This is a genomic window from Alteromonas sp., assembly GCF_984505615.1.
Genome location: NZ_CFHOXV010000002.1, coordinates 13,905 through 27,708, shown reverse-complemented (window position 1 = coordinate 27,708; position 13,804 = coordinate 13,905). Strand labels below are relative to the sequence as shown.

Annotated in this window: 14 protein-coding genes; 5 read left to right on the top strand and 9 right to left on the bottom strand. The window is 50.2% G+C overall.

Annotated features, from left to right (window positions below):
* Nucleotides 1-96: 96 nt before the first annotated feature.
* The 5 genes from AC4PME_RS01685 (at nt 97) to hemW (ending at nt 6,255) form a co-directional block, all read left to right on the top strand.
* Nucleotides 97-1,209, top strand: a complete 1,113-nt coding sequence (locus tag AC4PME_RS01685) for a tRNA nucleotidyltransferase/poly(A) polymerase-related protein (RefSeq protein ID WP_491045118.1) — start codon at nt 97-99, stop codon at nt 1,207-1,209.
* A 61-nt stretch (nt 1,210-1,270) separates the two neighbouring features.
* Nucleotides 1,271-3,223, top strand: a complete 1,953-nt coding sequence (locus AC4PME_RS01680; RefSeq protein WP_491045037.1) for a RecQ family ATP-dependent DNA helicase — start codon at nt 1,271-1,273, stop codon at nt 3,221-3,223.
* A 66-nt stretch (nt 3,224-3,289) separates the two neighbouring features.
* Nucleotides 3,290-4,501 carry an ATP-dependent RNA helicase SrmB gene (srmB, locus tag AC4PME_RS01675; RefSeq protein ID WP_491045036.1) on the top strand — a complete coding sequence of 404 codons (1,212 nt, stop codon included), beginning with the start codon at nt 3,290-3,292 and terminating at the stop codon, nt 4,499-4,501.
* 19 nt (nt 4,502-4,520) lie between these two features.
* The gene (gene rdgB, locus AC4PME_RS01670; RefSeq protein WP_491045035.1) at nt 4,521-5,123 is read left to right on the top strand and encodes an RdgB/HAM1 family non-canonical purine NTP pyrophosphatase; all 603 of its coding nucleotides are present in this window, start codon (nt 4,521-4,523) and stop codon (nt 5,121-5,123) included.
* Complete coding sequence (gene hemW, locus AC4PME_RS01665; protein WP_491045034.1) at nt 5,116-6,255, top strand: radical SAM family heme chaperone HemW; 1,140 nt, start codon at nt 5,116-5,118, stop codon at nt 6,253-6,255. The genes rdgB and hemW overlap by 8 nt, the downstream gene beginning before the upstream one ends.
* A 4-nt stretch (nt 6,256-6,259) precedes the next feature.
* Here the strand turns inward: hemW and AC4PME_RS01660 are convergent, their stop codons facing one another.
* From AC4PME_RS01660 to AC4PME_RS01620, 9 genes are all read right to left on the bottom strand, one after another.
* Nucleotides 6,260-7,054 (bottom strand): DUF2884 family protein, encoded by a 795-nt coding sequence (locus tag AC4PME_RS01660; protein WP_491045033.1) that lies wholly within the window; start codon nt 7,052-7,054, stop codon nt 6,260-6,262.
* Nucleotides 7,055-7,149: 95 nt separating this feature from the next.
* Complete coding sequence (locus AC4PME_RS01655; RefSeq protein WP_119500429.1) at nt 7,150-7,656, bottom strand: Lcl C-terminal domain-containing protein; 507 nt, start codon at nt 7,654-7,656, stop codon at nt 7,150-7,152.
* 2 nt (nt 7,657-7,658) lie between these two features.
* Entirely contained in the window at nt 7,659-9,320 is a 1,662-nt protein-coding gene (locus AC4PME_RS01650) for an Lcl C-terminal domain-containing protein (RefSeq protein ID WP_491045032.1), read from the bottom strand.
* 108 nt (nt 9,321-9,428) lie between these two features.
* Entirely contained in the window at nt 9,429-9,920 is a 492-nt protein-coding gene (locus AC4PME_RS01645; protein ID WP_119500427.1) for a PAS domain-containing protein, read from the bottom strand.
* Nucleotides 9,920-10,912 carry a response regulator gene (locus tag AC4PME_RS01640; RefSeq protein ID WP_491045031.1) on the bottom strand — a complete coding sequence of 331 codons (993 nt, stop codon included), beginning with the start codon at nt 10,910-10,912 and terminating at the stop codon, nt 9,920-9,922. Before AC4PME_RS01640 ends, AC4PME_RS01645 begins: the two co-directional genes overlap by 1 nt.
* 209 nt (nt 10,913-11,121) lie before the next feature.
* The gene (locus tag AC4PME_RS01635) at nt 11,122-11,862 is read right to left on the bottom strand and encodes an LrgB family protein (protein WP_491045030.1); all 741 of its coding nucleotides are present in this window, start codon (nt 11,860-11,862) and stop codon (nt 11,122-11,124) included.
* Complete coding sequence (locus AC4PME_RS01630) at nt 11,859-12,245, bottom strand: CidA/LrgA family protein (RefSeq protein ID WP_491045029.1); 387 nt, start codon at nt 12,243-12,245, stop codon at nt 11,859-11,861. The genes AC4PME_RS01635 and AC4PME_RS01630 overlap by 4 nt, the downstream gene beginning before the upstream one ends.
* A gap of 69 nt (nt 12,246-12,314) precedes the next feature.
* Complete coding sequence (locus AC4PME_RS01625; RefSeq protein WP_491045028.1) at nt 12,315-13,145, bottom strand: LytR/AlgR family response regulator transcription factor; 831 nt, start codon at nt 13,143-13,145, stop codon at nt 12,315-12,317.
* 17 nt (nt 13,146-13,162) lie between these two features.
* Entirely contained in the window at nt 13,163-13,642 is a 480-nt protein-coding gene (locus AC4PME_RS01620) for a DUF3718 domain-containing protein (protein ID WP_491045027.1), read from the bottom strand.
* Nucleotides 13,643-13,804: the final 162 nt, after the last annotated feature.

The window sequence follows — 13,804 nt, the reverse complement described above, 5'->3', positions numbered from 1 at the left end:
CGGCCCGGGTGAATAAGTCAAAATCAAAGCCTTTCGATAAACAAAAAGCCTCTTAGTTCAGGCATAATGAAACAAAACAAACAGCGTGATGGTTTTATGGATGTTTATTTAGTGGGCGGCGCAGTACGGGATGAATTACTCGGACGCCCGGTAACAGAACGAGACTGGGTAGTTACAGGTGCCACACCACAGGAGATGCTCAGTAAAGGCTATGAACAGGTCGGGAAAGATTTCCCGGTGTTCCTGCATCCGAAAACCAAAGAAGAATACGCCCTCGCCCGTACGGAAAGAAAGTCCGGCAGCGGTTATACCGGCTTTGTTTGTTACGCTGCACCTGACGTGACGCTGGAGCAGGATTTGATCCGTCGGGATCTCACCGTAAATGCTATCGCCAGAGACAAAGATGGCAATCTGATTGACCCTTACCACGGTGTTAAAGATATCGAATCCCGCACATTGCGGCATGTGTCTGAAGCCTTCAGTGAGGATCCCCTGCGGGTATTCCGTGTTGCCCGTTTTGCAGCAAGGTATGCTTATCTCGGGTTTACCTTAGCAGATGAAACAGCGTCACTCATGCGCTCCATGGCTGACAGTGGCGAACTTGCCCATCTTACGGCAGAGCGTGTATGGAAGGAGACTATCCGTGCATTGGGAGAAATGAATCCTGAAGTCTATTTTCAGGTGCTTGAAAACGCTGATGCACTTGGTTTCTGGTTTTTGGAACTTATCCCGTCACGGGTAAACAGTAACTTACGGCTTCAGCGGGCAGCTGCGGCGCAATGCAGTGACGACATTCGCTGGGCACTGCTATTTGCAGACGTTTCACCGGAACAAACAGAGAAGTTATGTGAGCGGATAAAAACACCCAACAAATACACCGGACTGGCGCTCCTGATCAGCCGTTTCAGCAAGAACTTTACCGCATCAAACCATGCAGAAGACTGGCTTGCCCTGTGTAATCAATGCGACGCCTGGCGTAAACCGGAACGCTTCACTGACTTTATTACCGCGTGCACACTGATAGCGGAACCCTCTGATACAGATAGCGCTTTAGCAACGGCACTGAATGAAGCGATCAGCAAGGCTGGCAAGCTGAGCGCCAAAGCCTTTGTTGAACAGGGCCTGCGGGGCCCTCAAATTGGCGAAGCCATGGATCAGGCCCGCATGGAAATTATTGCGGAGTTCCTGCAGGCAAATCAGTCCTCATAGCCAGTCATAAGATATCTGGTTAACGATTAATATCAGTCTAAATCACTTATTGAATAACAATATGCACACCCTGACACAACAGCTTCAGCAACGTTTTGGCTTCGACGGTTTCCGCGAAGGTCAGCAACAGACTATTGAGCAGCTTCTGGCCGGGCATTCTTCGCTGGCGGTGTTTCCCACCGGTTCAGGTAAGTCTCTGTGTTATCAGTTCACCGCGACACAATTGCCCCATCTCACACTGGTGATTTCGCCGCTCATTGCGCTGATGCATGATCAGCTGGCATTTCTGCGTAGTAAGGGTATTGCGGCTGCCAGCCTGGATTCCACTTTGAGCAAAGAAGACAGTCAGCAGGTCATGCGGCAGGCCCGTGATGGTGAGCTTAAGATCCTGATGATTTCGGTAGAGCGATTTAAAAACGAGCGCTTCCGCCGCTTTATCGACAGCATTCCCGTATCCATGCTGGTGGTGGATGAAGCCCATTGTATCTCTGAATGGGGTCACAATTTTCGTCCCGATTATCTGAAACTGCCCCGCTACCGCCAGTCACTGAACATTCCGCTGGTGCTGTTGCTCACCGCTACAGCGATGCGCCGGGTACAAAAAGACATGGCGCAGAAATTCGATATCGGCCTGCAGCATATCGTACAAACGGGATTCTACAGGGCTAACCTGGACATAGACCTGATTCCGGCACAGAACACCGGTAAATTCCCGTTGCTCACGCAAGTGCTTGATGACACGGCCGGCGCCGGCATTGTGTATGTCACGCAGCAAAAAACGGCAGACGAACTTGCCAGCCAATTACAGGCAGCAGGCTATTCTGCTGTTTCTTATCATGCAGGCCTTGGTAACGACAACCGTGCTGCCATTCAAAATCGCTTTATGGCGGGCGAAACACGCATCATTGTGGCAACCATCGCCTTTGGCATGGGTATCGATAAAGCAGATATCCGTTTCGTGGTGCATTACGACCTCCCGAAATCCATAGAGAATTACAGCCAGGAAATCGGCCGTGCCGGACGTGACGGACAGAACAGCCGGTGCGTACTGCTGGCAAGTCTGGACGGCATTAACGTGCTGGAAAACTTTGTCTATGGCGACACACCTGAAAAGCACGCCATTGACGCGCTGCTTAATGAAATCACGGCCAACACACAAAATGGTCAGTGGGAAACAAGGGCCTGGTCGCTGTCACAAACCACGAATATTCGCCCTTTACCACTGAAGACGCTGCTGGTACAGCTGGAACTGGCCGGCGCGGTCGAACCTGAATACAGCTACTACGAAGACGTAAAGGTAAAATGGCTGACGGCTCCTGAGCAAATTGCGCAACACTTACCGCAGGAACATCAGGGACTGTTCGATTCAATTGTCAGCCACACCCGCTTCAAGAAAATTTGGGGCGTTCCTGATTTCGACGCCCTTCAGCAGCAAGGATACCAGAGAGGAATGGTGCTGAATCTGCTGGAGCAACTGGCTGACAACGGCCAGGCTGAGCTGGAAGCCAAACAGCTCACCGATGTGTACCGGGTAAATCCCGATTTATTCACCCCCGACCTTGCCGGCAATCTGCATCAGTATGCCTGCAAGAACGAAGGATCAGAAATTGCCCGTATTGCTACCATGCTGCGCTTTTTCAATCTCGACCGCTGCCTGAATCACAATCTGGCATTGTACTTCGGCGATCAGCATGCACCTGAACACTGCGGGCACTGCTCAGTATGCAGGGGACAATCACTGAGTCTTAGCCGTGATAACTCAGAAACAGAGTCCGGCAATATCGCCCCTGACATGCAACAGGCCCACAACTGGCTTTCTGAAAAGCTGCCTGCACAGATGCTGACACCTGTCTTGCTGAGTCGCTTCATGGCCGGACTTACCCAACCCGTTTTCACCAAAATTAAGGCAAAGCAGCAGCCGCAGTTCGGAAAAAACGAAGAGACGGCTTATCACGTACTGCTCAGCTGTGCCAATTCTGTTGTGAATGAATCTGAAGGCGCAGTTTCGGGATAATAGTTATCAAAACACAGCGGTGAGGTGCTACAATACGCCTTTATTTTCGCGACGCAAAAACACCGAATGACCTTTGAAGAATTAGAGCTTGATGACAGCCTCTGTCAGGCTGTTACGGAGATGGGATTTAAAAACCCAACTTCCATTCAGTCTCTCGTGATCCCGCCGGCGATGGACGGCAAAGATATCCTCGCATCGGCCCCTACCGGAACCGGAAAAACGGCGGCCTTTTTGCTGCCTGCGTGCCAGTTTTTACTGGATTTCCCACGTCGGGAACCCGGTTCGACACGCATCCTTATTCTCACGCCAACCCGTGAACTTGCCTTACAAGTGTATGAGCAGGCACGGGCAATTACCCGTTATACGGAACTGGTGTGCGGCGTAATTACCGGCGGCATAAACTATGGTACTGACAGAGAAACACTGAGCCAGAACCTGGATATCCTTGTGGCCACGCCGGGCCGCTTATTTGAGCATATCGAGAAAGAATCGGCGGATTGTCGCAACATTGAATGTCTTATTCTTGATGAGGCGGATCGTATGCTCGACATGGGATTTGGTGCCATTGTGGGTCAGATTGCCGCAGAAGCCCGCTGGCGTAAGCAGAACATGCTGTTCTCCGCCACACTGGAAGGGCCGGGAGTGAAGTTTTTCTCCCGCGATATTCTTAATGATCCGGTTGAGGTAGAAGCGAATCCTTCCCGGAAGGAAAAAGCGAAAACTCATCAGTGGTATCACCTGGCTGATGACATGGCCCACAAGCAGGCCATGCTGGTGCATATTCTTAAAAACGACATTACCAATGCGGTGGTGTTTATAAAAACCCGCGAGCGCCTGCAGGCACTGAAAGATTTTCTGATGTCAGAGAAAATCGAAGTGTGCTGGCTGCAGGGAGAAATGCCGCAGGATAAACGTAATGACGCCCTGCTTCGGTTTAAATCCGGAAAAGTCCCCGTACTGCTGGCAACCGATGTGGCTGCCCGTGGCATAGACGTACCTAACGTCAGTCATGTCATCAACTTCGATATGCCCCGCAAGGCAGATATTTACGTTCACCGTATTGGCCGTACAGGTCGTGCAGGCGCAAAAGGTACCGCCATATCACTGATTGAAGCTCACGACTTCGATATGGTAGGTAGAGTTGAGCGTTACACCGGTGAACCGCTTAAATCCCGTTTCGTAAAAGATTTGCGGCCTAAGCATAAAGCTCCGAAAAACACCGCGAAGAAAAAGGCCAAAAAGAAAAAAGCCGCCACAGCGAATAAGAAAAGTAAGTAATCAGTAAGGACGGTTTGATATGTCATTTCCGGAAAAAATTGTACTGGCATCAGGTAACGCCGGCAAAGTGAAGGAATTCACCCGCCTGTTTTCAGCGCTGAACGTGACCGTGGTTCCGCAAAAAGAACTCGGCGTGGAAGACGTTCCGGAAACAGGCACCACATTCGTGGAGAACGCCATTATCAAAGCCCGTCATGCTGCGAAAGTCACCGGCTTGCCGGCGATTGCAGACGACTCCGGGTTGGTAGTGAATGCACTTGGCGGTGCGCCGGGTATCTATTCCGCCCGCTACGCCGGCGCACAGGCCAGCGACAGTGATAACATTGATAAGTTGCTGGGAGCGCTGGATGGTAAAGCAAACCGCCGTGCACATTTCTTTTGTATGCTGGTGTTTATGCGTCATGCAGACGATCCGGTACCGCTTATCAGTCAGGGTTACTGGCATGGCACGATTACGGAGTCTCAGGCCGGTCACGGCGGCTTCGGGTATGATCCGGTGTTTTATGTACCTTCCCATGAATGTACCGCCGCTGAACTGGACCGTCAGGTTAAGAATCAAATCAGCCATCGTGGTCAGGCCATGGCATTTCTGCTCGAACAAATGAGACAAACTTTTGCGTAATCCCTCACTGGGCCTGTATATCCACATTCCCTGGTGTGTTCAGAAATGCCCTTACTGCGACTTCAACTCACACGGGTTGAAGTCATCGCTTCCTGAAAATGAATACATCGCCCATTTGCTGGACGATCTGGCTATTGACGCAACACGCGTAAAAGGACGCGAGATCACCAGTATTTTTATCGGCGGCGGTACGCCAAGCTTGTTTTCCGCAGAATCCATAGCAACCCTGCTGGACGGCGTTAAACAACGGGTAGCGTTGTCTGAGCATGCTGAAATTACTCTTGAGGCTAATCCCGGTACCGTGGAGGCGGGACGCTTTGACGGCTATGCTCAGGCTGGGGTAAACAGGATTTCCATGGGGATCCAGAGCTTTCAGAACCACCATCTTAAAGCCCTTGGCCGCATTCACGATACTGACCAGGCAAGCCGGGCCATCACTCTGGCGAAGGCCGCACCGCTGAACAGTTTTAATGTGGATTTGATGCACGGCTTACCGGATCAGAGTATTTCCAATGCGCTGGACGATCTAGACCGTGCCATTGCCATGTCTCCACGCCATCTTTCCTGGTATCAGCTCACCATTGAGCCCAACACGCCCTTTTACTCAAAGCCTCCTGAGCTGCCCGATGATGATATTTTATGGGAGATCCAGTCACAGGGGCATAAGAGGCTCAAAGCTGCCGGCTTCGAACAGTATGAAATTTCCGGTTACAGCCAGCCCGGCTTCCAGTGTCAGCACAATCTGAATTACTGGCGCTTCGGTGATTACCTGGGGATCGGCTGTGGTGCTCACGGTAAAATCACAGATATCAACAGCGGTGAAATAGTCCGTACTGTAAAAGTGAAGCATCCCAGAGGCTATATGGATATTGCCCGCCCCTACCTCGATACTTCTTCAACGGTAGAGAAAGAAGATTTAGCCTTCGAATTTTTCATGAACCGGTTCCGCCTTGTCGAACCCTGCCCCAAGCGGGATTTTACTGATTTTACCGGACAGACATTATCTTCTCAGGAATTAGCAGAGCTTTCTAAAGCCCGCGAGCAGGGACTGATTGAAGAAACGGAGTTGCACTGGCAGGTGACGGCAAAAGGCAGACGATACCTTAACAGCCTGCTCTCAGCATTTGTTTAACGATTTATTCCGAAATAATAATGTCGTAAGGTTTCAGCGCAGGGATATGCTTGCGCAGCTTTTCTTCCAGGGTATTCAGGCGGTGTAGTTTGTCACAGAACCACTGCGCTTTATTGTTCAGTGATGCCGGCCCGGCTTCAAAATCCAGTTGCTCACCTACGGCCTCAAGTTGACGGGTGATTTCTTCCACCCTTTCGCTGCTTAAATCTACCCGGTTTTCATCCATGCCGCCAATGGCTGAGAGAATACCGCCGATAGACATAGAGATAGCCTGCTCCAGTTCAGCTTCAATTTCACTGTCGACAAAGTGGTCGACACTTTCCAGTGATCCCGGGCCGATAAAGTAATGGTTGCTGGCATGACGGAACTTGTCTTTAACACGGTTACGCACGCGCTTCATTGCGTGCTGCAGCTTTTCGTAACTTTCGTGATCGGTTCCCACCAGCCCCTGATATACGTTATCCACGGTGTCTGCTGCCAGGTCTACACCTTCTGTCGCCAGAATAATCATCTTGGGAACAACATAATGCAGTCCACGCGAATAATCACGGAGCCAGCGGCGCTCGGGTACACTCAGGTTTTGCCAGCGACCTTTTACGAACAGCTGATCCTGGTCGTTGATTTGAACGACAGTACGGCTCTTATCAAGGATCCGTAACTGATGTTCGTTAACCACCAGACCATAGGCAAAGTCGATGTCACAGGATATATCTGCTGACGCACAAAAAGGCACCGTGGTGAAAAACACCAGCGGAACTCGCAAAGCAGATAGTAATTTTCGCATTCTCATGCGTAGCATTGTGTACGCCTTACCCCTAAATAAAAAGCCGCGACAAGTCCAACCTGCTAAAATTCAGGTTGAATAAATCGCGGCATTATAAGGGCTGTTAACGTCTAATCAAGCTGTGTACGCACTAAACGCACGTAAACAAATCTGTCCTTTTCTTTGATTGAGTGACTGGCGTTAAAAAATGCGACTACCCAGGAACGTACCGGATCTTCCAGTGAAGGCGTTGATGTCCAGAAATCATCCGGCGGTGTATTGGGGAAAATAGCTTCATTAATCGCAGGGCGTACACACAGGCGTTCAGTAATAGTCGACAGCTCTTTGATATTAGGTAAACGCAATCCTGCAAGGTCAACGGCATCGGCTTCCTGCGCAGCGATGAGTGCTTCCTGCCAGTTATATTTAGTGGCAGTGCCTGTGCAGGTTGTCCCGTTCCAGGTCTGCCCCAGTGAGCAACGCTGCCAGATTAGCTGAGTTTCAATATGCAGCACTTCGCCGCCACCCAAATCTTCAAAATCGTCCTCGCCGGCGGTTTCAATACCATCACCCAGACAGGTCTGAGCCATTAAAGACGCCGAAAACAGCCAGCATAACAATACAAATACAGGTTTCATGCTTATCTCCCTGCCCTTACCAGACGCACCCGCGCCGGGCTCGATTTAATTAAGAAGTTATCCAGGCCGGATGCAAAATCCAGTGCCCAGGCATTCTGTGCCGCATCACCGGACACCCCGTCAGCACTTGGCATGCGGGTCCAGTACCATAACTTGTCTTCTCCGGCCGCCAGTGTGCCGGCGAAAGGGAAATAGTCATCATCAAGCATCACGCCGCTGGGCTGACCGAAATGAATAATCGACATCAGCTCCTGATGTGTCGGCATACGCCAGTCGTAGAACCCGCACAGGCCCTGGGCGTTTACCGCATTGACATAAGCCTGGGTGTTACAGTTAGTCATTGTACAACTGGCGGTAGTCGTAGTTTGCGGGCCCTGATAACCTCCGTTTTGCGCAGAGAAGAACCATGAATAGGTGTTATCTGCGTCACGAAGTCCGGCATCGTCGGTTTTCTTCTCCCAGATAAGACCGGTAATGTTATCGCGTACACAAGACCAGGCCTGCGACGTATCATCTTCTTCATCACCGTTGCTATTAAGTTTGGTGAAATCAAAACCCGCTTTACCACGGCCTGCCTTTTCGAGGAAACCGGCAGCACTGATCACATCACCGCCCCGCTGTCCGTCCTGACCGGGAAAATCGTTCTGCTGGGTATTGGCGTAGGCTGTATTGTTCGCCTGCACTGTAACGCCGGTGTCGTTTAACAAAGGAACGGGCATGGGACGGACGGTAACGAAAATTTCGTCATAGACGATATGACCGAAGGCATCACTCACGGCAAGGGTGTAACTCATTTGCGTTTCCACATCGACCTGCGGCGCAATCGCATACGTTGAAAGAGTATCTGCATCGCGGACCATGCCCGCACTGCCTGACGCTTCCCATTCACTGAGTAGCGGTAAACCGGCGGACACCGTCGTGGTTGCAACGCCATTGAGGACAATCCGCTCACCGCTGAATACCGCCTGGTCGTTGCCGGCACTGACCTTTGGTAAGGTCTGGCTTTCTGACAATGTATTCAGGGTAACAGTGGCGGTATCTGTGGCACCTTCTGCATCAGTGACCGTCAGTGTCAGTGTCAGCGCCTGCGCACTGGTCTCCACCGGCATAGTAATCGTTATCGAAGGCTGATCAGTGGCGATACCATTTAAAACACTGTTACCTGAGGTTTGTTGCCACTCCCAGCCCGCTATAGGGTTCGCTGAATCCGGTGCATCCTCGTCTGTACTGGCCGACCCGCTCAGCTCCACGGTACTGCCGGCAGAGTATGTATTCTGCGGCTGACCGGCTTCCTGCTCCGGCGTGATCACAGCTGTCGGTGACACATTTACCGGCCTGACCAGAATATTTAAGGTATCAGAATCGCTGTTACCGCTGCTATTGGTGACAGTCAGGGTAACAACAAACGACGTATCGGTGGTAACGACAGGTGCAGTAAAAACCGCGTCTGCAACAGTATTGTCATCCTGCGTGATAGTGGCAGAAGGCGTTACAGACCAGCGCCAGGTCGCGCCATCGGTATTGCCTGTAGCACTGCCACTCAAACTGGCGTCCGTGGCCTCCAGTACTTCAATGTCGGCACCGGCATTCACGTAAATCGCATTGGGATTAGTGGGCGTGCCACCGGAGTCATCACCGCCACCTCCGCCGCATGCACTCAGCATAAGACTCATCAAGAAAACGGTGAACCCGTGCCGGCACGGAAGGTGTGGAGAAATTCGAAACATCACGTCGTCTTACCCTCTGAAAAAGAAAACGCCGGTGTATTCAGTTTATTGTGGTGAACGTCTTTCCCTGCGTTCTTCACTGCTCACCTGCAACGCTTCAAGTTGCTTTTTACCGGACGCGATATCCGTCATATCGTAAATCATTACGCTGATATGGTCGGTTTTCCCGTTCGCCGATGTTAAAGGTGCCAGTGTTATATTCTGATACATGTACGGCTCATTACCTGTAATCGGCCGGTAATTGTGAAACTTGAACAAATGAGGCCGCTGTTCCCAGGTCATGAACGCCCGGGTTTTCAACTCAAATACAGGTTTGCATTTTTTCGCAAACCAGCTTTCGTTGATGTGAGGGAAAATGCTGAATAAGGTTTTGTCACGCACTTCGCTTGGTAAGAGCCCGCTGTGGCTTTCCATGAAGCCATTCCATACCTTTACCTGGAATGCTCTGTCCAGAACGATAATGCCAACATCAACACTTTGCAGCATATCCATCATCCAATGGAAAGACTGCATTTGCTCTAATTCACTGTCCTGCATTACATATCCTCCAGTAAATGAGCAAGTTTGGCGTTCATGGTTTGCATAGAGTCTTCGGTGAAAAGAATTAACAGGTCACAATTCACATTGTAACCTTCCAGCCCGTAACTCAGTTCAATCGCCAGAGTACGTTTCCACTTCACCTGATTAGTCTGAATAATATCGGTAATCGCACGGTGCTGCCCGAGAACAATGGGCTGCCCCTGTGCAAAAGTCACGTCCATTTGTTGCGCCAGGCCCGTGAGGCAGGTGCCGATAAGGATACTGGCCGCATCCATTAGCAACTCAAGCTGCAATTGATCGTCCACATCCTCCTGCACATCGAGAATTTTTGCCACATCTTCAAAACTTGAATCACTGAGAATACACATGACTTCACCGCGGATCCCTGAGCCGATAAAGCCCTGGCACACTGCTGTTACCTGCTCATGGCTGTCTATATCCGACAGCATCATGCGCATTTCAGATGCTTCAATAAGATTCACATTGGGAATAGGCAGGTGAACAAACACATTCATCGTCCGGGCAAGGTGGTCACCCGCCCGTCCCATGGCAATATTAGTGATTTCCTGATAGCAGTCGCGGATATCCGGATCCAGTTCAACTGACTCTGCGACTTCCGGCTCGTTTTCCAGCAAATTATGTTTAACCAGCACGCTTTCAAGCGTTGCCGGGTCCACAGGCTTGCGAATAAACTCCAGTGCTCCCAGACGGGTTACCCGTTCATGGGCCTCGGGCTGTATATCCCCGGAAATCACAACAACTTTGGTTTTCAGCCCCTTATCCTGAATGGCCTGCAAGGTGGCGTATCCGTCCATCACCGGCATATTCAAATCCAGTAATAACAGTTGTCCTTTACCCTGCTCTAAAGCGGCGACCGCTTCCTGACCATTTTTGGCGAAATGAACAGCGACATCCCAGTCAGGCGGCAAGCACTTTGCTACCTGTTTGCGTGCTACCAGCGAGTCGTCACAAACCAATACCGAAATCATGTAAAAAGATTACCTTCCTTTAGCCTTCGCTGAATTGCGAAATCTTTTGCAGAAATTGCCTGACCATGAATATTGTATACCGTGCATACAACAGTTTTCAGTCAACTGAATCCCTTATACATTGATAGCAGGATTCTGAGTAATTTCCATTCGTCATTGGTGTAACACGGCGGTTATTTTTTAAACTCAGGTTCCTGCTAATGACTCTGTTACGCAAACAGTAAAGGCAGGATAATCGCCGTCATGATGCCGTTCAGGCACAACCCCAACGTTGCCAGCGCGCCGGTACGCTCACTCATTTGCAACGCTTTAGCGGTCCCCACTGCATGACACACGGCTCCCAGCGCGACACCACGGGCTTGCGGCAGAGTGACATTTAACAAGTGATAGACCCCCGGCGCAATTACCGCCCCCACAATACCTGTAGTGATAACGAATACAGCAGCCAGCGCAGGAATACCATTGATTTGCGCAGTCGCTTCCATTGCCAGCGGCGTAGTAATAGACTTCGCCAGCATGGTCATCTGAATAGCCAGTGGTGCATCATAAAACCACACTGTCAGCCATGCTGTTAACGGTGCGATGACGCCGGCAAGAAATACCGCCAGAACCAGACGCCAGCCCAGTTCACGAATTTTTTGCCACTGGGCATACATGGGGATCGCTAGCGCCACCGTGGCCGGCCCCAGTAACCAGTGAATAAAGCCCGCCTCATGCTGATAATTACCCGTTCCCTGCCCGCTTATCAAAATAACCATGCCGGTGATCACCGCAGTGACCAGAACAGGGTTCGCCAGCGGATGTCCGCGGGTTCTGCGAGCAATGGATAATGCGAGTAAATAGGCCACAATGGTTATACTTATCCAGACTAATCCCGTTGCCGAAAAAGAAGGCACAACGAGCGCAGAGACACTTGCAAACCAGTCATTAAATGCCTGTACAACAGTCATAAGCCAGGATCTTCTTCTGAATCCACAGCAACAGATTGCAATAAACGTTGCGCTATCCACCCGCTGAGGCCCAGGCTGACAGTGGTTGAAACAATGATGGCTAACCCGATGCCGGTAAGGTTTTCATTGATTTGCTGCCAGTAAACGCCAACGCCCAGCACAGCAGGAACAAAAAGCATCGCCATATGCCTTAACAGCGGGGCCCCGCCCGATATCAGCACGACAGGGGTTTTCCTGCGGAGAAACTGAAAAGCGAGCAACATTAACAGTCCGGCGAGTGTGCCCGGGAACGGCAGAGCTAATACTCTTACCAGCATCTCTCCGCAGAAATAAAAAAGAAAGATCGCAGCCAGACCGGCAAGCATGTGCAGCAGGTTATTCATAGGCGTCCGTGTAAATGAAGATAAGGCAGTGTATCTGACAGAGACCGGGTCTCACAACCGACAATGGTATTAGTTCGAAGTATTGATAAGTGATGTTCTCATCGCATAATGCTGACTTATATTAAGTTTTATGTTGCCAGACAAGTGAATAAACCGGGGGCGCCTGCAACATTCATCGATTCTGACAATAGCAGTACAATTAATTATGGCTGAGCGGCTGATACGCGTAAATTGATCCGGCAATTTGCGCTGCATATCACAGAGCGAGCAACGGACAACATGATTTTCAGACAGACAGTGCACAACAAGATAGTCCCCTGCAGCTTCTATCCAAATGATGTCGCCATATTCAAGATATGTCCACTCACCTGCACAACGTAAACTCAGACGACGTTCAAAACCCGGGTGGTTAAGTTGACGGTTCAACCTCGCTTTCAGTGCGCTTACGGAAATACCAGCCTGTAGCGAAATAGTTTTACAAGCGGATTCATAACCGGCGCGTTCCGTACGGGCACTGAACAGTGCGTGCTGATGTTGCAGACAAGACCGGACATTTTCCTTTGAAGGAGGCATAGAGATAAATCCTCCAGCATTGATAGCAAAGGCCTTTAAAGCTTCCTCATTTGTACTGCCGGCAATAACAAGTGGACATTGGTGAGGGCCGGTAACAGCAAAAGAGTTGAGACAACTTATTAATATTGAGTTGCGGGAACCATTAAACCAGTAAAGTTCTTCGGGGGTACGGCATATTGTCACACATCCAACCTGCGGGATATCTTCTAATATCAGCCTGAGTGACGAATGATACTGCTCATTCTCAATCATCACCAGTACACTGAGCAGGGGTAGCGGACCGGCTACAACTTCTGTGTGGCTGCCGGTACCGTTCAGACTTTCCATGTTCGTACCTGCCGGGGTTAACGCCGGGCTGTTAATGTTTCATCCTGAAGCTTCAGTCGTCTCGCGATCAATTCACTGGTGTCCATTGCACGGTGGCGCTCTGCAAAGGACATCATATCTTCACCATTACAGACTAATCCTTCATGAAGAACTTTCAGTGACACCCTCGAATCTCTTACTGCGTTTTTTAAAGCACGCGTGTCATCCTTCCGGATAGCATGACATACAGATACAAGGCTGTTCTCAAGCCATCCGGGATAGGTTGCGGCAATTGCATTTGAGCTTGTCACAGGAATAATGAATGATGCGCTGGTGATAACAGCGACAATTAACGCGGTGTTGCGTTTGGGAAGTTTAGATTTCATGGTCGTCTCCTTGTTAAAATCACCTTCCATCAGGTCGATGGTCAGGATATTGATAACGTAGAGAAGTGTTGTTAAAAGGACTGTGAAGAATCGATGAATCGCAAAGTTTTGAGATCTTGCGATGAACAACATTTTTTTGCCGTTCACTTATCGGCAACAGAAGGAATACATCGTGCTAAAAACACATTTTGTCACATTCATATTTAGTACGAAGATGAGTAAAAAACGACGGAGGAAAAGAATTTAGCAGGTCAGTTCAGGTTCTGTTTGAAAGCGGCCCGGGATATTTGCCGG

Coding starts and splice junctions, on each gene's coding strand:
- AC4PME_RS01685 (WP_491045118.1), top strand. CDS start 97: ATGGATGTTTATTTAGTGGGCGGCGCAGTACGGGATGAATTACTCGGA.
- AC4PME_RS01680 (WP_491045037.1), top strand. CDS start 1,271: ATGCACACCCTGACACAACAGCTTCAGCAACGTTTTGGCTTCGACGGT.
- srmB (WP_491045036.1), top strand. CDS start 3,290: ATGACCTTTGAAGAATTAGAGCTTGATGACAGCCTCTGTCAGGCTGTT.
- rdgB (WP_491045035.1), top strand. CDS start 4,521: ATGTCATTTCCGGAAAAAATTGTACTGGCATCAGGTAACGCCGGCAAA.
- AC4PME_RS01660 (WP_491045033.1), bottom strand. CDS start 7,054: ATGCTACGCATGAGAATGCGAAAATTACTATCTGCTTTGCGAGTTCCG.
- AC4PME_RS01655 (WP_119500429.1), bottom strand. CDS start 7,656: ATGAAACCTGTATTTGTATTGTTATGCTGGCTGTTTTCGGCGTCTTTA.
- AC4PME_RS01650 (WP_491045032.1), bottom strand. CDS start 9,320: ATGCTGAGTGCATGCGGCGGAGGTGGCGGTGATGACTCCGGTGGCACG.
- AC4PME_RS01645 (WP_119500427.1), bottom strand. CDS start 9,920: ATGCAGGACAGTGAATTAGAGCAAATGCAGTCTTTCCATTGGATGATG.
- AC4PME_RS01640 (WP_491045031.1), bottom strand. CDS start 10,912: ATGATTTCGGTATTGGTTTGTGACGACTCGCTGGTAGCACGCAAACAG.
- AC4PME_RS01635 (WP_491045030.1), bottom strand. CDS start 11,862: ATGACTGTTGTACAGGCATTTAATGACTGGTTTGCAAGTGTCTCTGCG.
- AC4PME_RS01630 (WP_491045029.1), bottom strand. CDS start 12,245: ATGAATAACCTGCTGCACATGCTTGCCGGTCTGGCTGCGATCTTTCTT.
- AC4PME_RS01625 (WP_491045028.1), bottom strand. CDS start 13,145: ATGGAAAGTCTGAACGGTACCGGCAGCCACACAGAAGTTGTAGCCGGT.
- AC4PME_RS01620 (WP_491045027.1), bottom strand. CDS start 13,642: ATGTTGTTCATCGCAAGATCTCAAAACTTTGCGATTCATCGATTCTTC.